Here is a 20,870-nt window from a genome sequence, read left to right on the forward strand (position 1 = left end):
GAATACCGAATGCTTCAAAAACCACGGGGAACGCGGGACTTTTTACCCGACGAGATGGAACGGCGGCGGTTGATCGAGCGGCGGATGCGGGAGGCGGCTCGCCGGTGGGGATACCGTGAGGTCTGCACCCCCGACTTCGAGAACCTCGAACTCTTCACGATGAAGTCCGGTGAGGGTATAATCCAGGAGATGTACGTCTTCGAGGACAAGGGCGGCAGGCAGCTGACGCTCCGGCCGGAGGTGACCGCAGCGGTGCTGCGGATGTACGTCAACGAGGGGAAAGTCCTCCCGAAACCGATCCGCTGGTGCTACTTCGCCGACTGTTTCCGCTACGAGCGCCCCCAGAAAGGCCGCTACCGGCAGTTCTGGCAGTTCGGCGTCGAGCTCATCGGTGCGGACACGGCACTCGCCGATGCCGAGGTGATCATGCTCGCCGACGAAGCACTCCAATCGAGCGGGGTCACCTTCGACCTCCACGTCGGCCACCTCGCGCCGATGAAGCACCTCCTCGCCGATCTCGCTCCCGGCGACCAGCGGGCGATCATGGCCTGCCTGGACAAGCACGACCAGGAAGGGCTCAGGGCGGCGCTCGTCGGCCGGGGCCTCACCCGCCTCGCCGAACCCCTTGCCGCCCTCTCGGAGTGCCGCAACGTCGCCGAGGTCTTCGAGATCATCGGCGACATCCCGGAACGCGCGCGGATCGAGGAGACGTTTGCGCTCCTCGACTCCCAGAACATCAACTACCAGCCCGACTTCGGGATCGCCCGGGGGCTCGACTACTACACGGGGATGGTCTTTGAGGGGTTTGCGAGGAACCTCGGCGCGGAGAACCAGATCCTCGGCGGCGGCACCTATCGGCTCGCCCACCTCTTCGGCGGCGACGACGTTGCTTCCTGCGGGTTCGCCATCGGGTTTGACCGTGTCATGGTCTCGGTCGGGGACTTCGCACTCGCCCACGAACCCGTCGTCGGCGTCGTCTGCACACCCGAAGCACGGGCTCGTGCGCTCGAGGTCGCCCGTGCTTTCCGGGAGGCGGGGGTCCGGGCCGAGGTCGATCTGATGCAGCGGGGGATGGGCGCCCAGCTCGCCCACGCCGCAAAGACCGCCGACTTCGCCGTGGTTCTCGGGAAGCGCGAAGTCGAGGCGGGGACGGTGACCCTCAAGGACCTGCACTCCGGCGAGCAGCAGGAGAGGAGCCTTGAGGACGCCATCGCTGAGGTAACGCGGCATGGTGCTTGCTGAGGACCTCGCCAAACAGCAGCGGAGCATCAGCGTCGCGGAGTTCTTCGAGAAGAACAAGCACCTGCTCGGCTTCGACTCCCCGACGCGCGGGATCATCACCACCATCAAGGAGGCGGTGGACAACGCGCTTGACGCCTGTGAGGAGGCGGAGGTGCTCCCCGACATCTTCGTCGGCATCAAAAAGGTCGACGCCGAGGTCTACCGGATCACCGTCGAGGACAATGGCCCGGGGATTGTGCCGGAGAACGTCCCCCTGGTCTTCGGGAAACTCCTCTACGGCTCCCGGTTCCACCAGATCCGGCAGAGCCGGGGGCAGCAGGGTATCGGGATATCGGCGGCGGTTCTGTATGCGCAGCTCACCACCGGCACCCCCGCGCGGGTCACCTCCCGGACGGGGGCAAAGGCAAGAGCCTACCGGTTCGAACTGATGATCAAGACCGAGACGAACGAGCCCGAGGTCGTCAGCCGCCAGGAGATTGACTGGGACCGGATGCACGGGACGAGAATCGAGATCCAGTTCAAGAGCACCCTTGCCGCAAAGAAGCGGCTGGTGGACTACCTCCGCCTGACCGCGATCGTCAACCCGCACGCCCGGATCACGGCCGATATCGACGGTGAGATGACTGTGTTCGAACGGGCATCGAGTGAAGTCCCGCCGTGCCCAAAGCCCATCCTCCCCCACCCGCACGGGATCGAGTTCGGGGCCTTGAAGCGGATCGCGGCCGCGAGCACCGGGACCGTCGAGGAGTTCCTTGTGGGCAGTTTCTCCCGCGTCGGGAAGAAGACCGCGGACGAGATGATTGCCCTTGCAAAACTCAAACCCACCCGGAAGGTGAACAAACTCGAATCCGAGGAATTGAAAAGCCTCCTCGATGCCATGCAGAGTGTGAGGGTCCCGGCTCCCCCGGCGCAACAGTGTCTCTCCCCCATCGGGGAGGACCTGATCTGCAAGGGGCTCGAGAAGGAGATTCAGCTCGACTTCATCAAGGCCCGGACCCGCCCGAGCGCGGTCTACGGCGGGCACTCGTTCATCATTGAGGCGGCGATCGGCTACGGTGGCAAGATCCCCCCCGAAGGGAGCGCCCAGATCTTCCGGTTCGCAAACCGCGTCCCGCTCCTCTACCAGCAGGGCGCCTGTGCAATCACGAACTGCGTCTCCCAGGTGAACTGGAAAGGTTACGGCCTCTCGCAGCAGGGGCTCCCCATGGGCCCGGTGCTCGTCATGGTCCACGTGGCCTCGACAAACGTCCCCTTCACGAGCGAGAGCAAGGACGCGGTCGCGTCCATCCCGGAGATCGAGCGGGAAGTCGTCCTCGTCCTCCAGGAGTTAGGCCGGGAACTCAAGAGTTACCTCTCCCGCCGGGACAGAAAAAAGCAGCAGGACGACCGCGCCCGGGCGATATGTGCCATCATCCCCAATATCGCGATCAAGGTGAGCGAGATCGTGGAACTCCCCCTGGTCGACACCTCCCCGATCGAGGGCAAGATCATGAGAAAGGTCGTCGCCAAGAAGTGGACGAGCGACGGGAAGGTCCACATCGATGTGAACAACTACACCGCGAAGGAAGTCCCCCTCGTCCTTTACAACCTCTCCCGTGATGAGGCCGCGGACGCAGAGCCCCGACCTGACTTCGTGGACAATATGGACGGAGAGTACAACAAGGTCTGGCGGCGCACGCTCGGCGCCGGTGAAGCCTGGCAGATAGTCTACACAGGATCGGGCGATGGTTCGATCGATCTGCGCGGCGTGGAAGACGGTATGAAAGTGGTGGTGGATCTCGATGTCTAGGGAAGAGATGGATGCGCTCGCAAAAGAGCGGCTGGTCGAGATCGCCCGTGGATGGTATGACCAGATGCGGGACGGTATCGTGCCGTTCATCCGGCTGCCGACGCGGACGAAACGAAATCTTGCGTACGACGACGAAGGCGAGGTCTGGAAGTACGGCGAGAGGGAGAGCACCCGGGCGGCTACGACCGAAAAAGGCGCGGTCCACATCTTAAAGATGGCCTACCTCGTCTGGTTCTTAAAAAAGCAGCTCGTGGAGAACCGGTCGTCGACGTTGAGAGAACTCTATTACATCTCCGAAGGCTGGAAGAAGGCGAAGTTCGCCGCCCAGGACGAGAGCAACCTCTTAATCGAGGACCTCGAGATCATCACCGAGGTGCAGCGGGAGGCGTTCCACCTCCGGCCCGAGGAGGACGGTGCCTCGCTCTTCGGCCCCCTGCGGATACGGGAGACCACCCGTCGCGGCGTCAAAGAGATGCACTGCCAGGATGACGTTGGGGAGGCGGGCTACCCCATCCCGAACAACGTCGACAACCTCGACTTCGTCGACCACGACGCGAAGTTCGTCATCGCCATCGAGACCGGCGGTATGTACGCCCGTCTGATGGAGAACGGGTTCGATGAAGAGTACGGAGCGATCCTGGTCCACCTCAAGGGGCAGCCGGCGCGCTCGACGCGCCGGGTCTTACGGAGGCTCAACGACTCGCTCAACCTGCCGGTGGTGGTCTTCACCGACGGCGACCCCTGGTCCTACCGGATCTACGCGAGCGTCGCCTACGGCTCGATCAAGAGCGCTCATATGTCGGATCTCCTGGCGACTCCCCAGGCGCAGTTCATCGGGGTGCAGCCCTCCGACATATCGGACTACAACCTCCCCGCCGACCACCTCACCGAGCAGGACATCAACGCTTTGAAGGCGGAACTGACGGATCCCCGGTTCGCCACCGACTACTGGCGCACCCAGATCAACCTTCAGCTCGGTATGAAGATGAAGTCGGAACAGCAGGCGTTCGCGAGCCGGGGGCTCGACTTCGTGACCAAGGAGTACCTCCCGAAAAGGCTCTCGGAGATGGGGGTTATCTGATCATTATGGGGGCTTCTACCCGGCCCCCTAACCCGACGAGGAGCCAGTTCCCGGCCAGCGGCCGTCACAACACGCAGTCGTGGCAGTCCTGCGCTCCGCATGCCCGGTTCTCGATCTTCCACCGGAGTGCCCACCGCTTGATATCCTTGATCACCTCGACGAGTCCGAGCCCGCTTGCCGTGAGGGTGTAATCGCTTCTGACGGGGACAGTTCCAGCCTCCACTCTCTTCTCGACGAGGCCTTCCTCCTCCAGTTCCTTCAGTCGGGCCGAGAGAACCTTCGCCGTGATCCCCGGCAGCCGGTCCTTCACCTCGGTGAACCGCCGGGTGTAGCCCTCCCCCTTGTAGAGCTCGAGGATGATCAGGAGCGTCCACTTCTTCCCGAGGTATTTGACGGTCTGATTGACCGTACACTCGTTCTGCATGGTATAGTTAGAGAAACCTTCTCCTACTTATACTCAAGTATCAAATCGATACCTTGTATCATAAAGATACCATGGAGTGAGTGCAATGTTCTGCAACCAGTGTGAAGAGACGGCAAAGGGCCTCGGGTGTACCGTCCGGGGCGTCTGCGGCAAGGACGAAGAGACTGCCGGGCTCCAGGACGTCCTGATCTACACCCTCAAGGGGCTCTCGGCGAGGAACCTCGCGGCGATGAAGAACGGCGGCGAAAACCCGGATGCCGGAAGGTTCGTCGGGGGATGCCTCTTTGCGACCCTGACCAACGTGAACTTCGACCCCGCCCGCCTCCGGGATATGATCCGTGAAGCGGCACGCATCCGCGACGCTCTCCCGCCCGCCGGGAGCGCGGAGCCCGACGCCTGCACCTGGGCCCCGGCAAGCCCCGCGGCGATCGCGGCGAAGGCGCAGGAGATCGTCGCCGCACGGGATGCCGTGGACCCTGACCTCCAGTCGCTCCGCGACCTCCTCGTCTACGGGCTCAAAGGGGTCGGCGCCTACTCGCACCACGCCGCCGTCCTCGGTTACGAGGATACGGAGGTCATGACCTTCATGCAGGAGGGGCTCGCCGCCACGCTGCAGGACCACTCTGTCGAAGAGATGGTCGGCTACGTCTTGAAGTGCGGCGAAGTCGGCGTGAAGGTCCTCGCTCTCCTCGATACGGCGAACACCACGGTCTACGGGACGCCGGCGATCACGACCGTCAGCACCGCGGCGGGCACGCGGCCGGGCATCCTCGTCACCGGTCACGACCTCAAGGACCTCGCCGATCTCCTCGAGCAGACCCGCGGAGCGGGCGTCGACGTCTACACCCACGGCGAGATGCTCCCGGCGCACGCCTACCCGGGCCTTAAAAAGTACGAGCATCTCGTCGGGAACTACGGCGGCTCCTGGCCCTTCCAGAGGGAGGAGTTCGAGCGGTTCAACGGCCCGGTCCTGGTCACGACGAACTGCCTCGTCCCCCCGAAGGACTCCTACCGCGACCGGGTCTACACCACCGGGCTCGTCGGGTATGCGGGGTTAAAGCACATCGGCGCGTCGCCGGACGGAAAGAAGGACTTTTCGGCCCTGATCGAGCACGCAAAGCGCTGCGAGCCCCCCCAGGACCTCTCCCGGGGTGATCTCATTACCGGATGCGCCCACGCCCCGGTTCTCGCCATCGGGGATACGGTCATCAGTGCGGTGAAGTCCGGCGCCGTCCGGCGGTTCCTCGTGATGGCGGGCTGCGACGGGCGGTACAGCGGGCGGGACTACTACACCCAATTCGCGAAGGCTCTCCCCGCAGACACGATCATCCTCACCGCCGGGTGCGCGAAGTACCGCTACAACAGCCTCGGTCTGGGGGATATCGGCGGCATCCCGCGCGTCCTCGACGCCGGCCAGTGCAACGACTGCTATTCGCTCGTGGTCATTGCGCAGGCCCTCGCCAAGGCGTCCGGTGTCGGGATCAACGAACTCCCGATCTCCTACAACATCGCCTGGTACGAGCAGAAGGCGGTGCTCGTCCTCCTCGGTCTCCTCTCGCTCGGTGTCAAGGACATTACCCTCGGCCCCCGCCTCCCGGGCTTCGTCTCGCCCGGTGTCCTGAAGGTTCTCGTCGAGAACTTCGGGATCCAGGGGATCACGACGGTCGAGGAGGACCTCGAGCGGATGGCGCCGGGGAACTGAATACCCCTCACCCGAACTCCGCGAGCGCCACCACCGGCACTCCCTCGAGATAGTCAAAGACCATCGGGTAGACCCGCAGGACCCAGGGCCCTTCGAGCAGCCGGCCGTAGGAGAGGTCCACGTCCTCGAGCAGGAAGATGTGCGGGGATCCGCAGAGGAACCCGCGGTGGACCTCCGCGCCCTCCTCCGGCTCTGCAGGGACGGCGATGGAGATGGTATCGATCCCAAACAGCCTGAGGGCCGGGTTCTCCATGCGGAGGAAGTCCGGCACTTCGGGGTGTACCCAGGGGTGCCTCTCTGCATAGGCGGCCGGGTCGCTCTCCCTGAGCCGGCCGCTGCCGGTCCGGATGAAGAGCGCGCGTGAGGTCCGGATCGCATCGATATGAGGAAGGAGGTCGTAGATCCGGATCGGTTCCGCCCCGGTGATCGGGACCGTGATGCACTGTGCGGGCTCAAAGACCGCTTCCGGGGCAAGGAGGCCCCTGACCGAGCCTCCGCCCGGGCAGAAGTGCCGGGGAAGATCGATGTGCGTCCCGGCATGGCTGGAAAACGTTATCAGGCTTTTCTCTTCCGCATCACCCTTCTCAAAGGATTTCGTCGTGGTGATCGTGAGCGGCTCCGTGCCGGGGTAGAGCGGGGCTGCCCGGTTCAGGGGGTACGAGATCGGGATGAGCATACACTCCCCCGTAGATACTCCCGGAGGTCATGAAGGTTCGCCACGATCCTCTCCACCCCCGGCCGCCCGGCAAAGCGATCCGGGTCGCCAGGCGGGATCCTCGCGACGAACCGCACACCGGTCTCGTATGCCGCCTGCCAGTCGTTCGGAGCGTCGCCGACAAAGAGGCCCTCATCGGGCGAGGCGCCGGTCTCTTCAAGGATCTCCCTGATGCACTCGGCCTTCGTCTTCGGCGAGCCGTAGATCCGGACGAAGTACTTCGTGAGGTCGCGGCGGCGGGCGATCTCCAGCATCTCGCCCTCCGGGGTCGCGGAAACGATATAGAGCGGGAGCAGCCGGGAGCAGTCTTCGAGAAGTTCTCTCGCCCCTTCGACGTAGGGGACGGTGAGCATGGATTCAAAGATCAGCCCGACGTACTCGCCCGCGAGCCGCTCCTCCTGTTCGGGGGTGAGCGGCTCATGGAGGATGTTTGCGTAGATATGGCGGAATTTGTCATACCTGGACATCCCGCCGTTCTCGAGGTGGAAGGCAATGATCTCGTCGAGGTGCTCGGGAGTGAAGGAGAAGATCTTTTTGAACGCGGCGGATTTTAACGGGAGGGATTCGACGACGACGCCGTCGAAGTCGAGGATGAGGGTGGTGAGCATAATGAGTACTCACATTGACTGCCGGCTACTAGTACCTAACGGCAGACCTAACGGCAGTCAGGGAGATCGAGATGCTGTAGGAATCCTGTTAACTGCCGGTCACTCCATTGTGGAGGATGTAGTGCTCAGGCTCCGATACGTCTGCAGAAGGTCCGCCTCCATTCTGGACCAGTTGTACGTCTCGAGAACCGCCTGTCTTCCGTTTGCACCCATCCTCCGCGCCTCTTCCGGGTGATCGAAGATGTAGGTGATTGCGTCAGCGATATCGCTTACGCTCGACGGATCGACGAGGATGCCGCAGTCAGCTCTGTTGACGACCATACGAATCTCCGGCAGGTCGCTTGCAATGACCGGAAGCCCCAGGAGCATGTAGTCGAAGAGCTTGTTCGGCAGGCCGATCGAGATGTTATAGTACGTCGGCTGAAAGACCAGGAGTCCTGCAGTGCCTTCACTCAGCTTCTCGTACATCGCCCGATAGGGAAGGAAACCGGTGGAGGTGATGAACCCGCTCTCGCCGGATCCACCGATACCTGCGTCGAGGTTCTCTCGAACGTTCCCAACGAGCGTGAGGGATACATCGGGATAGCGTTCCCTGACCCTGCATACAGCCTCGATGCATTTGCCGACCCCGTGGAACGACTGCATGCTGCCTGCCATGAGCATGAGGTTTCGACCGTTCCGGTCAGGGTTATAAGGAATATCAAGGTCGGCGATCGAGTAATTTGAGAGGATAGTCGGCTCAAACCCCCTCTCCCTGAACCGGGCGGCAACGCTCTCGCTGACGGCAAACGTGCTCTCGGCCAGGTGGGTCAGCGCAATCTCCACGCTTGAGACGAGTGTGGATAGCGCCCTCTGCGCCGGCGTGCCGTTCCGGATGCCGAGATCGAACGGGATCTCCGAGGGCCAGTGCTCGTGAATGTCATAGACGAGCTGTTTCCCTTTGAGGTACTTCGCAAGGACCCCTATGAGGAGGGCGTCGGGCTCATGACAGTGGTAGACGTCGCACTCCAGGTCCAGGCACGCCCGAAACGCCCGCCAGAGCGTCACCGGGTGAAGGAGGTTCGATGCTGGTTTCCGGACGGCGACGACCCGCACGCCCCCGTCCTCTCCGAAGCTTCCGGCGTCCGACGGGGCAATGATCGTGACGTCGTGCTCCTTTGCCAGGCTCTTCGCCTCTTTCTCGAATATTCGGCCGTCATGGGGCCGGTGAGTTGTGGTGAGCATGCAGATGCGCATAGCGGGGTCTCAGGCCTCCCTGCCCGGAGCCTTCCCCCCGGGTTATCTTCGGGCACGAACAGGAGGACCGAATGGACCCAACTATACCGAAGAGACACTTATACTTTATTGCAGAAAGAGCCCTTCCGGGCAGAGGACGAACGGGCAGTGAAACGATGGTTCCAGAGCCGGCCTGCAGGAGAGTGATGAGCAGGTCACGACTGCAGCGTCGCAATTATCCGGCGAAGTTTCTGTTCCCTCTGCTCGCGAGAGAAGAGTTCGCAAATCCTCTTCCGCGCAGCCGGTCCCGCATCGGCGATGAGGGCTCGCGATATGGCATCGACCGTCGCCTGCGTATCAGCATACGGGACCGCAAAACCAGTATCGCCTGCAACCTCCGGGAGGGCGCCCCGGTCCGTCACCACCGGGACGCACTCACAGGACATCGCCTCGGCAAGCGCGACGCCGAACGACTCCCGGTAGGAGAGCTGGCAGTAGACCTTCGCCCGGCGATACCAGCCGATGAGCTCATCCTGCCCGACAGCCCCGACAAACTCAACGTTATCGGGAGCATCTCGTTTCAGGAGTTCAAGGGCGTCGTCAAGGGCCCGGCCGATGAGGACGAACCGCGTTTGGGGGATCTGACGGGCCGCATCGATGAAGGTATCAAGCCCTTTCACCCTGATATTTGCCGTGCTGACGAGGCACACGGTGAGGACGATACTCTCTTTTTGGCCTCCGGGAGAGAAGAACGACGTGTCGACACTGTTGTAGACCGTCTCAAGCCGGCGGGGTTGTGCGACCGCGAGGATCTCCCTCCTGCTGAACTCCGAGACCGCGAGGGTGCAGTCGGCGTTCTCTATAATATACCGGACTTTTCCTGCCATGGCCGGGTCCTGGAGCGCGCCATACCCGAGCTCCGGTTCATGTGCCACTTCATAACCGCCTATGACGACCAGGGACTTCTTCCGGAGCAGTCGCGCCGCCCTGACCGCGAGATACGAGTGGTTATGGGCAAACCACGAAAAGACGATATCAGTCCTGAGAACCCCGGAGAGGATCGAGAGCACCAGGGAGAGCCTCCGCCCGAAGCTCCCGGTCGGGCCGCCCCCGGTGGCGACCTCCCGGACAGGGTAACTCGCCTCGAGGATGTGCAGGTCCCCTTCTACGAAAGAGGAGAGGCTGCTCGTGAGAAACAGGATCGCGGGCCTGTGCATGCTGCGGACCTTCACCCGGGCGGGGCACCCTGAAACCCGGTGAGAATCTCCCTGATTCGAATGCAGGCATCCCCATCGCCGAACAGGTTCTTCTGCCGCGATACCGGTGAAAACGCGTGAATTGCGTCTGTAATCAACTCTTGCTCCGCCCCGACGAGCACGTTCCACCCGGCCTCGACCGTCTCGACCCACTCGGTGTTCTCCCGGAGGGTGATGCAGGGCACGCCGAGCATGTAGGCCTCCTTCTGGACGCCGCCGGAGTCGGTGAGGATCTTTGCCGCATGCGCTATCAGGTGGAGCATATCGAGGTAGCCGAGCGGTTCGATGACCCGAACGTTCTTCGGCATCGCCGCAAGGAGGCCGTATTCGTTGAGGAAACGCCGTGTCCGCGGGTGGGCCGGGAAGACGATCGGAACTCCGGCCTCTCCGAGGGCACCGATGATGGCGACCATATTTTCACGATCGTCGGTGTTCGAGGGCCGGTGGACGGTGACGGCGAGGTACCTCCCCGGTCGAACCTCGAGATCTTCAAGGATCCGGGAGCGCTCTTCTGCGACCCGACGGTTGTAGTTCATCGCGTCATACATCACATCCCCGACGAGGTGGACGCCCTTCGTGACCCCCTCGGCCGCGAGGTTTCTAGCGGCCGTCTCCGTCGGGCAGAAGAGAAGATCCGAACAATGGTCGGTGAGCACCCGGTTGATCTCTTCGGGCATACGGCGGTCGAAACTGCGGAGCCCCGCCTCGACGTGCGCCACCGGGATGTGGAGTTTTGCCGCCGCGAGCGCCCCCGCGAGGGTCGAGTTCGTGTCGCCGTAGACGAGGATCACATCGGGCTCCTCCTTTTCAAGGACGTCCTCGATCGCCCCAAGCATCGCCCCGGTCTGGTGACCGTGGGTCCCGGAGCCGATGCCGAGGTTGTAGTCGGGCTTCGGTATGGCGAGGTCCTCGAAGAAGACCTCCGACATCCCGTGGTCGTAGTGCTGACCGGTGTGGACGAGGATCTCCTCGTGCTCTTTTCTGAGTTCATGGGAGACAGGGGCGCACTTGATGAACTGCGGCCGGGCGCCGATGAACGATGCGATCTTCATGGTTATTCCCGGATCGGATGGCCGTTCCTGTCACCCCGGCCGATGCCCTTGTAGACGAAGCCCGCCCGGATGAACGCATCCGGATCGACGACGTTCCTGCCGTCGACGATCACCGGGTGCTCCCGGCCCGAGAGTTCCTTTGTCCGGGCAGGGTCGAGGGAGGCGTAGTGGTGGTGAGCCGTGAAGACGACGACGGCGTCCGCGCCCACGAGGGTCTCATCGAGGTCGTGCGAGACCTCGATGCCCGGGTACTGATCCACGAACGGATCGTGGACCCTGACTTCAGCGCCGGCCTCTTTCATCACCGCGAGATAGGGTTCTGAGGGGGTGTTTCTGGCATCGTCGGAGTTCTGGATGAACGCCCACCCCAGGAGCGTGACCGTTGCACCCGCAAGGGGCTTCCCGGCCCGCCTGAGCCCCTCGACGGTCAGGTAGACCATGTGCTCGGGCATGAACTCGTTGAGCTTCCGGGCGACGCCGAAGATAGACTCGGCCCCGTGCGGGTACCAGAGGTCGCCGCCGAGAACCTGTGCCCCCCGCTCAAGGTGCCAGGAGTCCTTCGTGAGACAGTGGCCGCCGACCCCGGCACCCGGCCAGAGGATCGCCCGGGTGATCCCCTCACCCTTGAGGGAGTCGATCCCCGCCCGGACGTCGTAGACGTTGACGCCCATCGCCTCGCAGTGGAGCGCCAGCTGGTTTGCTGCAGCGATCTGGAGGTCACGGAAGGCGTTCTCGGCGGTCTTCGTCACCTCGGCCGCGGTCGCGGTCATCGCGATGATCTTCCCTGCCGTCAGGACCGGGCGGTAGAGTTCGACCGCCCGCGCCGTCGAGACCTCGTCGATCCCGCCGACGATCCGGTCGTGCTCGCGGATATTCCGGAGCAGCCGCCCGACCATCACCCGCTCAGGGGCGTGTGCCAGCGCGAACTCCTCGCCGGCGACGAGGCCCGACTCCGCCTCGAGGATCTCGCGGGCCATGCACTCGGTCGTGCCGGGGGTGACGGTCGACTCGATGACAACGAGCGTCCCCTCGGAGAGATGCCTCCCCACTGCGCGGAGGCCCTCGGTAAGGGCCGAGAAGTCGGGGATGAGGTCTTTTGGATCCGCAAAGGGCGTCTGGATCGCGAGGGTCACCGCGTCGCACGCCGCGACCTCCTCGAAGTCCGATGTACACCGGAACTTTCCGGCAGCAACGACCTTTCCGAGGAGATCCTCCAGATCCGGCTCCTCACCCTTGAGCGGGGACTCACCCCGGTTCAGCATAGCGACCTTGTAACCGGAGGAGGGGGAGGCCCGCTGGAACCCGAGAACGGACTCGAACCCGGGAGCGTTCGCAAAGAGCACCGCGGCGGGAATGCCGACGTAGCCCATCCCGACGACACCAATCGTCTTGATAGGGCCTCTACCGCTGATGATCGATTGTAACCTGCCGCTCATGCCAACACCATCGTGGGTGAGAAGCATCGCGCAACATCCTCGCAGATCTGTATATTCAACAGTGCCTGTGCGGGGCTGACCGGGAACTCTTTTCCTCGTGCCGCGCATTCGAGGAACGTCGAGAGTTCGAGTTTCAGCGGCTCCTGTTTGTTCACGAGCACCTTCTCAAGGATGTTCTCCTGCACGTAGCGCTCATCTTCGACCGCGTACTGCCCGGGTTTTCTGTGGATGTAAATCTCCTGGGCCATAAAGTCCCCTTCGACGGTGAACTCCTCTTCCTCGATATAGATCATCCGGATCTTCTTTGAGGACTTCCGGCTTGCGGAGAGATAGACCGGGGTCCCGCCGAAGGAGAAGAGGGCGCTGCAAACGTCCTCGTTGCCGCTGCCGGAGAGGCGATATGCCCCTCCGGGGAGGAGGACGTTTCGCATGATATCCACGTCGTGGATCATCAGGTCCTCGACGACCGATGATCCGCTCACCCGGGAAGAGGCCGGGTTATGCCGCTTCATCTCGATGTAGAGGGGGTCCCGGACGATCTTCTTGATCTCGGGGACGATCGGGTTGAACCGCTCGATGTGCCCGACACCGGCGACGAGGCCGTCAGGGATCTTCTTGATAAGCCGCCGACTCTCCTCCGCCGTCGCGCATATGGGTTTCTCGATAAGCAGTGGCACCCCGGCGCCGATGACCTGCTCGGCGACCGGGAAGTGATAAGGCGTCGGGACGCAGACACTCACCGCGTCCACGCGCTCAAGCAGGCTTTCAACAGTCGGAGAGGCCGTTGCCCCGAAGACTCCGGCAAGGTCGCGTGCCGCATTCCCATTGAGGTCGTACAGGTAAAGCGAGTTTACCATTTTTAGTTCCGAATACACGCGGGCATGGTTTTTACCCATCATTCCTACACCGATTACCCCTACGTCCAAGATTTCACCCCGGTAGTCCTCCATGATAGCATCGCTGCCCTCGTCGCGAGCAGGGGAGACCCGTCCTGCCGGACTGTGGTCGCCCTCCTGCTCGGGTTCAAAACCAATAAGGTTTTCCACGGCCAAACCCGTACTGTGTTCCGGCCCTCCGGTTATCTTGCCCGTGTCATGCGCATCGATCCAGTTCAACGCCAGAGCGTCATCAGCCTCGCCTCGACACTGGGCCTCACCGCGATCGGGTTCCTCTCCACAATGTTCTTCACCCATACCGTCGGTCTGTCGATACTGGGCGCGTATTACCTTTTTTTCGCCTACTTCAGCGTTTTCAACCTGATCGGGGACGGCGGGTTCGGTGGCGCCGCGGTAAAGCGGATCAGCGAGGGTGAGGACCAGAACGCATACTTCACCGCGTTCTGCCTCCTCCGGGTGATGCTGCTGGCCGTCTCGGTGGGCTTTCTCCTCATCGCCCGGCCATACCTCACCGGCCTCACCGAATCGGGAGTCTTCCCCTGGCTGATCGTCGCGCTGGCCGTCAGTGTCTTCACGAACATCGCTTCAAACAGCGTCTACGGCAGCGGGAAGGTCGGCGTCAACCAGATCGGCGGCCTGATCGATAACCTGACCCGTGTGGTCGTCCAGATCGTCGCGGTCGTCCTCGGCTACGGTATTGCGGGCCTGGCCGGCGGATTCGTCGCCGGGCTCCTTGCTTCGGGACTCTTCAATTTCCGTTTCCTGGAACTCTCCCCGGCACGGTTCGGCCGGTCCCACATCCAGAGCCTTTTTGCCTTCTCGTTCTGGACGTTCCTCGGTTCGGGCGGTTACCTCGTCTTCTCGTATGCCGATATCATCATAATAGGTTACTTCATGACCGAGGCCGATGTCGGCATCTACCGGGTGGCGCTCCAGCTCACCTCCATCGCAACGTTCGTCACCATAGCGCTTCATACCACCCTCTACCCGAAGATCAGCTACTGGGGGAAGCAGGACGACCTCCCGTCGGTGGAGCGCGCGCTTGCCCGTGCCTTCACCTACTCGCTCCTCCTCGCGATCCCGGTCGTTGTCGGGGGCTGGATCCTCGGCGAGCGGCTCCTCTACTTCTTTTACACGGCGTCATCCACCGCCGGGGCGGGGGCTCTCGCGCTCCTCCTGCTCGTCCAGGTTGCCCATGTCTTCATGTTCCTCCAGACGATGTGCTTAAACGCCCTCGACCGGCCGAAGGACTCGTTCCGGGTGACGGCAATCGCGGTTGCCGCGAACATCGGCTTGAACCTCCTCCTCATCCCGGCCTACGGTATTGTCGGGGCATCGGCGGCCACGCTCGTCACCATGGTGCTGAACGCAATGCTCTCCCGCCGTGCCCTCTCCCAGAGCATCCGGGTGCGGATAGAGCCCCGGGCCGTGGGCAACATCGTCCTTGCCGCACTCGTCATGGCGGCTGTCATCATCGCCTTCTCGTACTTCTTCCCACTCACAAACGTCGTTCTCGTCCTTGCAGTCGTCGCCCTCGGCGGGCTGGTCTACTTCTTGCTGCTTCTCCGCATCGACAGGGGCATCCACGACGAATTAACGGAGCTTGCCGGAAAACTCGGGATCCCCTGGCCGGGAGTGCTCTGAAGAGCGGAGATCGGGCCGGAAAGCTCCTCCCCGACAGGCAGGGGAACTATGCCCATCTGATTGAAATAGCAGCGCGGCAATCCGTATCTGTACGAGAGGAAGACAATGAAGAAAGAAGTCCGCGAACTGAAACGCGAAGAGTTCCCGCTTGCAGAGAAGGTCTGGACACATTACCGGAACCAGAAAGCCGATCCTGCACGCGAGAGGATCTTCGGTGTCGTTATCGATGGCGACCTTGCCGCGACAGCCCGCTGCACCCGCCACCCGGGTGGTCTCGAGATGGACTGCGTCTTCACCCTGGATGAGCACCGCGGGCACGGGTACGCCAAGGAGGTCGTGCAGATACTCCTCGACGAATGTGGCTCCGAGACGATCTACATCCACTCGACCCTCCCCCTGATCGAGTTTTACGGGAAACTCGGGTTTGTGCCCATCCCTGAGGCACAACTGCCGACGAGTATCAAGGACCGGTTCCTCTTCTGCTTCGGGGAGATGGCGGGGTGCAACGTCGCCCCCATGATGCGAAACCCGGGCGGGGCGGGATAGCCGGACCCGTTACACCGCCCTCCCGCTCCATGCGACGGCAAACCTGATGTGCGATGAAATCCGATAGACCGGGGGGCTGCGACGGCATGAGGAGCATCGATTACATCGTCCCTACCTGGAACAGTGACGCAACGCTGGAGCTCGCGCTCTCGTCAATCCGGCAACACGGGCGCCCGAACAGGATCATCGTCGTCGATAAGCACTCGACCGACCGGACCACGGCGATCGCCAGGGAATATGGTTGCGACATTATCTCTTCAGGCACGATCCTCGGGGCCGCAAGAAGGCTCGGGGCATGCGAGGCCCACACAGACCTTGTCGCCTTCGTCGACTCCGACGTGGAACTTCTCCCGGAGTGGGAAGAGGTCCTGCGGACCTCGGCCGACGGACGATATCCGGATGCGGGAGTCATCGGTGCGCTTTATAACGACGGTTATATCAGGCGGCCGGCCGGGCCGATCTCGCTGCTCGGGGGCAACGGGGCATTCGGCTGCTGCGTGACGCGCCGGAAGTGCGTGGTGGCGTGCACGGCCCTTGATGGCCTCTCAAGCGGAGAAGATGCTCTCTATGCCGAATATCTGGCTGGAAAGAATCTGCGATGGTATATCCTGCCCATCTTCGTCAACCACCACCATGCGCTTGGGAACGTCTCCGATACGCTGCGGTGGCGGTGGCTTGGGGCCGGCCTCAGGCAGCGGAAAGGGTTCCGGACCTCGATATGCAGGTCCGTCCTCGGCGGGGCAGTCATCGGCCTCCCTATGAACGGCCTTGACCTCTCCTATCGGGAGAACATCATCCTGCGGCTGAACTATTTTATCGGGTATATGCTCCCCGGCAGGTACTTCGAGGTCGAGAGGGAGAAGAGACAGTTCTGACCGGCACCCCGTTAGAGACCTCTCTTCGCCCGGGCTGGTGACAGAACGCCAGAGGGTTGACCGCAGGGAACGTGCCCTAGTGTTCTATCTTCTTGATATGCTCGATGGCGCTCTCCGCCAGTCTCTCCCTTCCCTGCAGCTCGGCGACGTCCCGTATCGCCTCGAGCATGTGGACGGAGTCTTCAAGGAAACTCAGGATGTCCGCGGGGTAGAGGTCGATCCCGTATTCATCAAGGAGGTGGGCGCTGATCTGGCGGTGGTCGAGCCCCATCTCCCGGAACTCGATGATGGCAAGGGTGAACTTGCGTTCCGGGCAGCCGCAGAAGGGAGCGTTCTTGCACTTGCAATCCATGAAGTCCCGGAAAAAAGCCAGGAGTTGTTCGTGCATCCGCCGGTCGAGGTTCTCGAAGTTGATCGCCTTCCCGAGCGACTCGAGGAAGGCGCCCGAGAAGACATGGTCCGGGAGCCGGAACCCTGCAGCCCGCTCCAGCCTCCGTGCCGCCCGGAACCGGGCCTTATCCGCAATCACGACGCCTCGCCGGGCTCCTCGTCGAACTTTGCGAGAGATTTCATGGCGTTGCTCATGGTCTCGATCTCGATGAGCCACTCATCGAAGAGGCCGGGATTCTCAGCGTCGTCCTTGATGTACTTCGCACAGCAGGTGGCGCCATCGACAACGGCGGCCCCGATATTCGCCGCAACCTCGAGCGCTTCTTCGAGGTTCTCCTCACCGAGACCACGGCCTTTCTTCACGAGCGACTTTATGTCCTTATCGAACTCGCTCTCGAGGTACTTCCGGCAGGCCGTGAAGAGCACCAGCAGCGAGAGCTGGAGCGACCCGACGATATCCTCGAGGTCTCCCTCGGGAAGCCCGGTCATGACGATCAACTCCACATCGTCGAGTTTCGCGACGGCCTCCTCCTTCGTGAACCGGCCGTTCTGGTAGAGGCGGATGATCTTTAAGACCGAGAGGGTGATGTCTTCGGTGAAACCGTAGAGCATCTGCTCACCTTCCGAGACCTCTTCGCCTTCGGCGAGCTCGAAGTTCGCCTCCTCAAGCGTCGTTATCCAGTTGTCCCAGCGCTCCTGATTGTAAAAAATATAGAAGAGTTTCATGGGTTCTGCCTGTTTGGCACTCGCTTTCTTCGCCATATCAGTACACATTCGGAGTGCCTCTGTTAAAAACCATTTGCTCTTCGCGCAGAGAATCGGGATTGCTGCAATTCGAGAAGATTCATCTAGGGCAAACGAGCATAAGAAGTGCAGATGACAAGAGTTTGCTTGTTGGATGCGCTCCTCGAATCCTGCGAGCCGATCGCGGTCGCGCTCTCCGTTCTCCCGGAGAGTCCTCTCCTGCCGACCAGTTCCCGGCGGCACGGGATCCGGATGAGCAGCATCAGTCTCGATACCGGTCTTGCCCCTCCGGGGGAGGTCGCGGAGGGCTGCCAAGGAGGTGCAGATTCTTGGAAACAGTGATGATCAGGTACGGCGAGATCTTCCTCAAGAGCGAGCCGGTGAAACGGCGGTTCATATCGATGATGACCGGGAACATCAGCCTCGCGCTGGAGGCCGAAGGACTCACCCACCGCATCGAGACCCCCCGAGGGAGGGTCCTGATCTTCGGCGACGAACCCCGGCGGATCGCCGCCATCGCCGCGAGGACGTTTGGCGTGGTGAGCGTCAGCGTCTGCACGATGACCGCCGCCGATATCGACGGTATCGCGGCCGCAGCCGTTCTGCATGCAGAACGGCGCCTCCGGCCGGGGATGTCGTTTGCTGTCAGGGCACGCAGGTCGGGTGTTACGGGGTTCAACAGCCAGGAACTCGGGGCGGCGGTCGGTTCGGCCGTCCTCGACCGGATCCCGGAGGCCAGGGTGAACCTGACGGCGCCCGACTACGAGGTCTTCGTGGAAGCCCGGGAGTTCGGCGGCCTCGTCTACGATGAGAGGATCGGCGGGCCAGGCGGGCTCCCCTACGGGACGCAGGGGGAGGTTATGGCCCTCCTCTCAGGGGGCATCGACTCGCCCGTTGCATCGTGGCTGATGATGCGCCGAGGATGCCTGATGGTCCACCTTAACATGCACAGCGGGCGGTTCGGGGGTGAGGATACGGAGAAGAACGTTCTGCAGAACCATGCCCGGCTCTCTGCTTGGGTTCCGGGGCACCCGCTCGACCTCCTCGTCGTGGATATGGAACCGTTCTTTGAAGCGATCACGGCCTTGAAGGAGCCCCGTTACCGGTGCATCCTCTGCAAGCGGTTCATGCTCCGGGTGGCGGGCATCCTTGCCGAAAGACGCGGCGCCTACGCGCTCGTCAACGGCGACAACCTGGGGCAGGTGGCCTCCCAGACGCTGGCGAACATGACGGTGATCGCTCCGGCGGCGTCCGTGCCGGTGCTCCGGCCGCTGATCGGGTTTGATAAGGAGGAGATCATCGAGCGCGCACGCGCAATCGGGACGTTCGAGGCCCATCCGGGGGATGTCGGATGCGCAGTCGCCCCCCGCTACCCTTCGACGGCGGCACCCGCGGCGACGATCGCCGGGATCGAGGAAGAGATCGGCGTCGGGAGCCTCGCGGAGCGGGCGGCGGCGACGGTGCGGGTGTACCGCGCAAAGAACGGGGTGGTTGAGGAGGTTGGGTGAGGAATTAGGTGCAACGCCGCCCGAGAGTACTTGCATTTCGAACCATCGCGGAACACAGATCCCGAAAATTTGTGGCTCTTTGAGCCTTAGAATATTCTATTCGTTGTTATGGGCAAGAACGGGACAAAGCCCGGTACAGTGGACCGTCCCCCAGACGCGATATCCACTGGAAAGTCGTGCATGGGTTACGCAAGCGAAGGGTGGTTGCGAACTCCCCCGGAGAGTTCAGGTACACGATAGACCGGATAACGCTCCGGCCCGCACGCACCGGTTCCAAAAGAAAAAATGTCTCGGGGTTCCTCAGACAGTATTCAGCCCGTTATCCTGCGCAACTCCGACAAACGACTCCCCGACGTGCCGGATCTGTTTTTCCGTCAACCCGAAGGTGTTGTACTTCCAGACTTTCGTGGAGCCGGGGATGACCCCGGTGATCCCCCGCTTCTTCATGTCGCTTGCGAGGAAGAATCCACGTTTCTTGTGCCGTTGTGCCACCATATCGAAGGAGCCGCGGGTATCTATCCGGGTCAGGGTGTGCTTTCTGGGGTAGTCGGAGAGGACCTTTGTCCCCTCGATGGAGAGGAGGGCATCCGTGACCGCCTGCGAATGCGCCACCTCGGTCTCCCAGTGCTGCACCCGCTCCCTGACGTGGGGGAACGAGGCCATCATCCCGACGACGGTGACGCCCATCAGGGTGCAGCCCATCATCTCCACCTCTTTCATGCCGAACGTCCGGCCGGTGACGTCTCCCTTTGCCTGTGTCATCCGGAAGACCCGCGCTGCGTGCTCGTTCGTCGTCGCGAGGACACCGGAGGGCGCCGGGGCCGCCATGCTCTTGTGCCCCGACCCGACCACGAAGTCGGCGCCGAGCGCTTTGCCGTCGACAGGCATGATCCCGACGGTGTAGGCACCGTTGACGAGGACCGGGATGTCGTACTGGTGGGCGACCTTGATGATTCCTGCGACGTCGTGGACGTTCCCGAACTGGTAGTCGACGTGGTCGACGAAGAGCAGGGGCGGGGTCCGCGAGAACTCCCGGATCACCGCCTCGATCTTCTCTGCTGCGGCATCGGGAGTGATGTGGTTCTTTTCGTCCTTCGGGATCTCCCGGGGGATCCCGCCCGCCGCTTCGATTGCCATGAACTCGGTGTAGTGGGCGAGCGCCGTGAGGATGACCGGGTCGCCTTTCGAGACGAGAGTGCTTGCAACCGCCTGGAACCCCCGGCGCGCTCCCGGGACCACCCGCGCGGTATCCATATTCAGCCACGCGGCGAGGTCCGCGTGGTACTGCGCGATAGGGGGGTTCTTGATATAGTCGAGCCGGGGAGGGTTGCGGCAGTTGTCGCAGACCGAATAGCCGTCGCCGAAGGATATCGCCGCTTTCATGGCTTCAGGAGTGAGCCGCCCACCGGCCTGGATCGGGTCGATGTTGATGTACATCTCCTCGACGTCACGGGCTTCGATATCGACTGCGCACCTCACCGGACCAGCTCCTCTTCGATGACTGCGATCTGCCGCTTCACCTTCTCGAGCGTGGCTGCGGCACGCTTCTGCTCTGCCTCGTCAAGGTCGTGCTGCGGGGCTGTCTCCCGCAGGAGGAATCGGATGTCGGAGAGGAGGAAGAGTGCCTGAAAAACTGCGTCAACGGCTCTTTTTGACACGAGATCACCATACAAATATCAGTGAGGATATATTAGGTTACGCGTGTTTCGGGCACTGAGCCTATGCCGCACACTTTCACACCGCGCTG

21 protein-coding genes are annotated in these 20,870 nt (G+C 62.4%); 9 read left to right on the top strand and 12 right to left on the bottom strand.

The genetic code is table 11. The annotated features are described in order from the left end of the window. Nucleotides 1-9: 9 nt before the first annotated feature. The 3 genes from hisS to BRA49_RS06645 are packed head-to-tail and all read left to right on the top strand — an operon-like array spanning nucleotide 10 to nucleotide 4,112. The gene (hisS, locus tag BRA49_RS06635; RefSeq protein WP_292384577.1) at nucleotides 10-1,242 is read left to right on the top strand and encodes a histidine--tRNA ligase; all 1,233 of its coding nucleotides are present in this window, start codon (nucleotides 10-12) and stop codon (nucleotides 1,240-1,242) included. Then, nucleotides 1,229-3,031, top strand: coding sequence for a DNA topoisomerase VI subunit B (locus BRA49_RS06640; protein WP_292384579.1), 1,803 nt, complete (start codon nucleotides 1,229-1,231; stop codon nucleotides 3,029-3,031). Before hisS ends, BRA49_RS06640 begins: the two co-directional genes overlap by 14 nt. Further along, nucleotides 3,024-4,112 carry a DNA topoisomerase IV subunit A gene (locus tag BRA49_RS06645; protein WP_292384581.1) on the top strand — a complete coding sequence of 363 codons (1,089 nt, stop codon included), beginning with the start codon at nucleotides 3,024-3,026 and terminating at the stop codon, nucleotides 4,110-4,112. The genes BRA49_RS06640 and BRA49_RS06645 overlap by 8 nt, the downstream gene beginning before the upstream one ends. Before the next feature lie 64 nt (nucleotides 4,113-4,176). Here the strand turns inward: BRA49_RS06645 and BRA49_RS06650 are convergent, their stop codons facing one another. Next, the gene (locus BRA49_RS06650; protein ID WP_292384583.1) at nucleotides 4,177-4,536 is read right to left on the bottom strand and encodes a winged helix-turn-helix transcriptional regulator; all 360 of its coding nucleotides are present in this window, start codon (nucleotides 4,534-4,536) and stop codon (nucleotides 4,177-4,179) included. Nucleotides 4,537-4,621: 85 nt separating this feature from the next. On the opposite strand from BRA49_RS06650, the gene hcp reads away from it, so the two are divergent. Beyond that, entirely contained in the window at nucleotides 4,622-6,238 is a 1,617-nt protein-coding gene (gene hcp, locus BRA49_RS06655; protein ID WP_292384585.1) for a hydroxylamine reductase, read from the top strand. Between the two features lie 7 nt (nucleotides 6,239-6,245). On the opposite strand, the gene BRA49_RS06660 is transcribed toward hcp, so the two are convergent. The 7 genes from BRA49_RS06660 to BRA49_RS06690 all read right to left on the bottom strand — a co-directional run bounded on the left by BRA49_RS06660 (nucleotide 6,246) and on the right by BRA49_RS06690 (nucleotide 13,419). Then, nucleotides 6,246-6,914 carry a cyclase family protein gene (locus BRA49_RS06660; RefSeq protein WP_292384586.1) on the bottom strand — a complete coding sequence of 223 codons (669 nt, stop codon included), beginning with the start codon at nucleotides 6,912-6,914 and terminating at the stop codon, nucleotides 6,246-6,248. Beyond that, complete coding sequence (locus BRA49_RS06665; RefSeq protein ID WP_292384588.1) at nucleotides 6,887-7,561, bottom strand: HAD family hydrolase; 675 nt, start codon at nucleotides 7,559-7,561, stop codon at nucleotides 6,887-6,889. Before BRA49_RS06665 ends, BRA49_RS06660 begins: the two co-directional genes overlap by 28 nt. A 99-nt stretch (nucleotides 7,562-7,660) precedes the next feature. Continuing rightward, nucleotides 7,661-8,797 carry a glycosyltransferase family 4 protein gene (locus BRA49_RS06670; RefSeq protein WP_292384590.1) on the bottom strand — a complete coding sequence of 379 codons (1,137 nt, stop codon included), beginning with the start codon at nucleotides 8,795-8,797 and terminating at the stop codon, nucleotides 7,661-7,663. Nucleotides 8,798-8,991: 194 nt separating this feature from the next. Beyond that, nucleotides 8,992-9,993 (bottom strand): glycosyltransferase family 4 protein, encoded by a 1,002-nt coding sequence (locus BRA49_RS06675; protein WP_292384592.1) that lies wholly within the window; start codon nucleotides 9,991-9,993, stop codon nucleotides 8,992-8,994. Between the two features lie 11 nt (nucleotides 9,994-10,004). Then, nucleotides 10,005-11,084, bottom strand: coding sequence for a non-hydrolyzing UDP-N-acetylglucosamine 2-epimerase (gene wecB / locus BRA49_RS06680; RefSeq protein WP_292384593.1), 1,080 nt, complete (start codon nucleotides 11,082-11,084; stop codon nucleotides 10,005-10,007). 2 nt (nucleotides 11,085-11,086) lie between these two features. Beyond that, nucleotides 11,087-12,520, bottom strand: coding sequence for a nucleotide sugar dehydrogenase (locus BRA49_RS06685; RefSeq protein WP_292385235.1), 1,434 nt, complete (start codon nucleotides 12,518-12,520; stop codon nucleotides 11,087-11,089). Continuing rightward, nucleotides 12,517-13,419 carry a Gfo/Idh/MocA family protein gene (locus BRA49_RS06690; RefSeq protein ID WP_292384595.1) on the bottom strand — a complete coding sequence of 301 codons (903 nt, stop codon included), beginning with the start codon at nucleotides 13,417-13,419 and terminating at the stop codon, nucleotides 12,517-12,519. Before BRA49_RS06690 ends, BRA49_RS06685 begins: the two co-directional genes overlap by 4 nt. On the opposite strand from BRA49_RS06690, the gene BRA49_RS06695 reads away from it, so the two are divergent. The 3 genes from BRA49_RS06695 to BRA49_RS06705 all read left to right on the top strand — a co-directional run bounded on the left by BRA49_RS06695 (nucleotide 13,402) and on the right by BRA49_RS06705 (nucleotide 16,481). Beyond that, nucleotides 13,402-15,060: a polysaccharide biosynthesis C-terminal domain-containing protein gene (locus tag BRA49_RS06695; RefSeq protein ID WP_292384597.1), complete on the top strand. Its 1,659-nt coding sequence runs from the start codon at nucleotides 13,402-13,404 to the stop codon at nucleotides 15,058-15,060. The genes BRA49_RS06690 and BRA49_RS06695 overlap by 18 nt on opposite strands. Nucleotides 15,061-15,165: 105 nt before the next feature. Then, nucleotides 15,166-15,606, top strand: coding sequence for a GNAT family N-acetyltransferase (locus BRA49_RS06700; RefSeq protein WP_292384599.1), 441 nt, complete (start codon nucleotides 15,166-15,168; stop codon nucleotides 15,604-15,606). A gap of 53 nt (nucleotides 15,607-15,659) precedes the next feature. Next, a complete protein-coding gene (locus BRA49_RS06705; protein ID WP_292384601.1) occupies nucleotides 15,660-16,481 on the top strand; it encodes a glycosyltransferase in 822 nt (273 codons plus the stop codon). A gap of 76 nt (nucleotides 16,482-16,557) precedes the next feature. Here BRA49_RS06705 and BRA49_RS06710 read toward each other — a convergent pair whose 3' ends face one another. Together BRA49_RS06710 and BRA49_RS06715 are read right to left on the bottom strand one after the other, a co-directional pair. Further along, nucleotides 16,558-17,010 carry a DUF5814 domain-containing protein gene (locus BRA49_RS06710; protein WP_292384603.1) on the bottom strand — a complete coding sequence of 151 codons (453 nt, stop codon included), beginning with the start codon at nucleotides 17,008-17,010 and terminating at the stop codon, nucleotides 16,558-16,560. After that, the gene (locus BRA49_RS06715; protein WP_292384606.1) at nucleotides 17,007-17,633 is read right to left on the bottom strand and encodes a DUF2150 family protein; all 627 of its coding nucleotides are present in this window, start codon (nucleotides 17,631-17,633) and stop codon (nucleotides 17,007-17,009) included. The genes BRA49_RS06710 and BRA49_RS06715 overlap by 4 nt, the downstream gene beginning before the upstream one ends. A gap of 114 nt (nucleotides 17,634-17,747) precedes the next feature. Here BRA49_RS06715 and BRA49_RS06720 point away from each other — a divergent pair, with 114 nt between their 5' ends. After that, on the top strand, nucleotides 17,748-17,957 hold the full coding sequence (locus BRA49_RS06720) for a hypothetical protein (protein WP_292384607.1): 210 nt from the start codon (nucleotides 17,748-17,750) through the stop codon (nucleotides 17,955-17,957). Next, nucleotides 17,954-19,123, top strand: coding sequence for a tRNA uracil 4-sulfurtransferase ThiI (gene thiI, locus BRA49_RS06725; protein ID WP_292385236.1), 1,170 nt, complete (start codon nucleotides 17,954-17,956; stop codon nucleotides 19,121-19,123). Before BRA49_RS06720 ends, thiI begins: the two co-directional genes overlap by 4 nt. Before the next feature lie 300 nt (nucleotides 19,124-19,423). Here the strand turns inward: thiI and pscS are convergent, their stop codons facing one another. Together pscS and BRA49_RS06735 are read right to left on the bottom strand one after the other, a co-directional pair. Continuing rightward, nucleotides 19,424-20,602 carry an O-phospho-L-seryl-tRNA:Cys-tRNA synthase gene (pscS, locus tag BRA49_RS06730; RefSeq protein ID WP_292384608.1) on the bottom strand — a complete coding sequence of 393 codons (1,179 nt, stop codon included), beginning with the start codon at nucleotides 20,600-20,602 and terminating at the stop codon, nucleotides 19,424-19,426. Next, nucleotides 20,599-20,781, bottom strand: a complete 183-nt coding sequence (locus BRA49_RS06735; RefSeq protein ID WP_292384611.1) for a hypothetical protein — start codon at nucleotides 20,779-20,781, stop codon at nucleotides 20,599-20,601. Before BRA49_RS06735 ends, pscS begins: the two co-directional genes overlap by 4 nt. Nucleotides 20,782-20,870: the final 89 nt, after the last annotated feature.

Source organism: Methanoculleus sp. UBA430 (genome assembly GCF_002506585.1).
Classification (GTDB): Archaea; Halobacteriota; Methanomicrobia; order Methanomicrobiales; family Methanoculleaceae; genus Methanoculleus.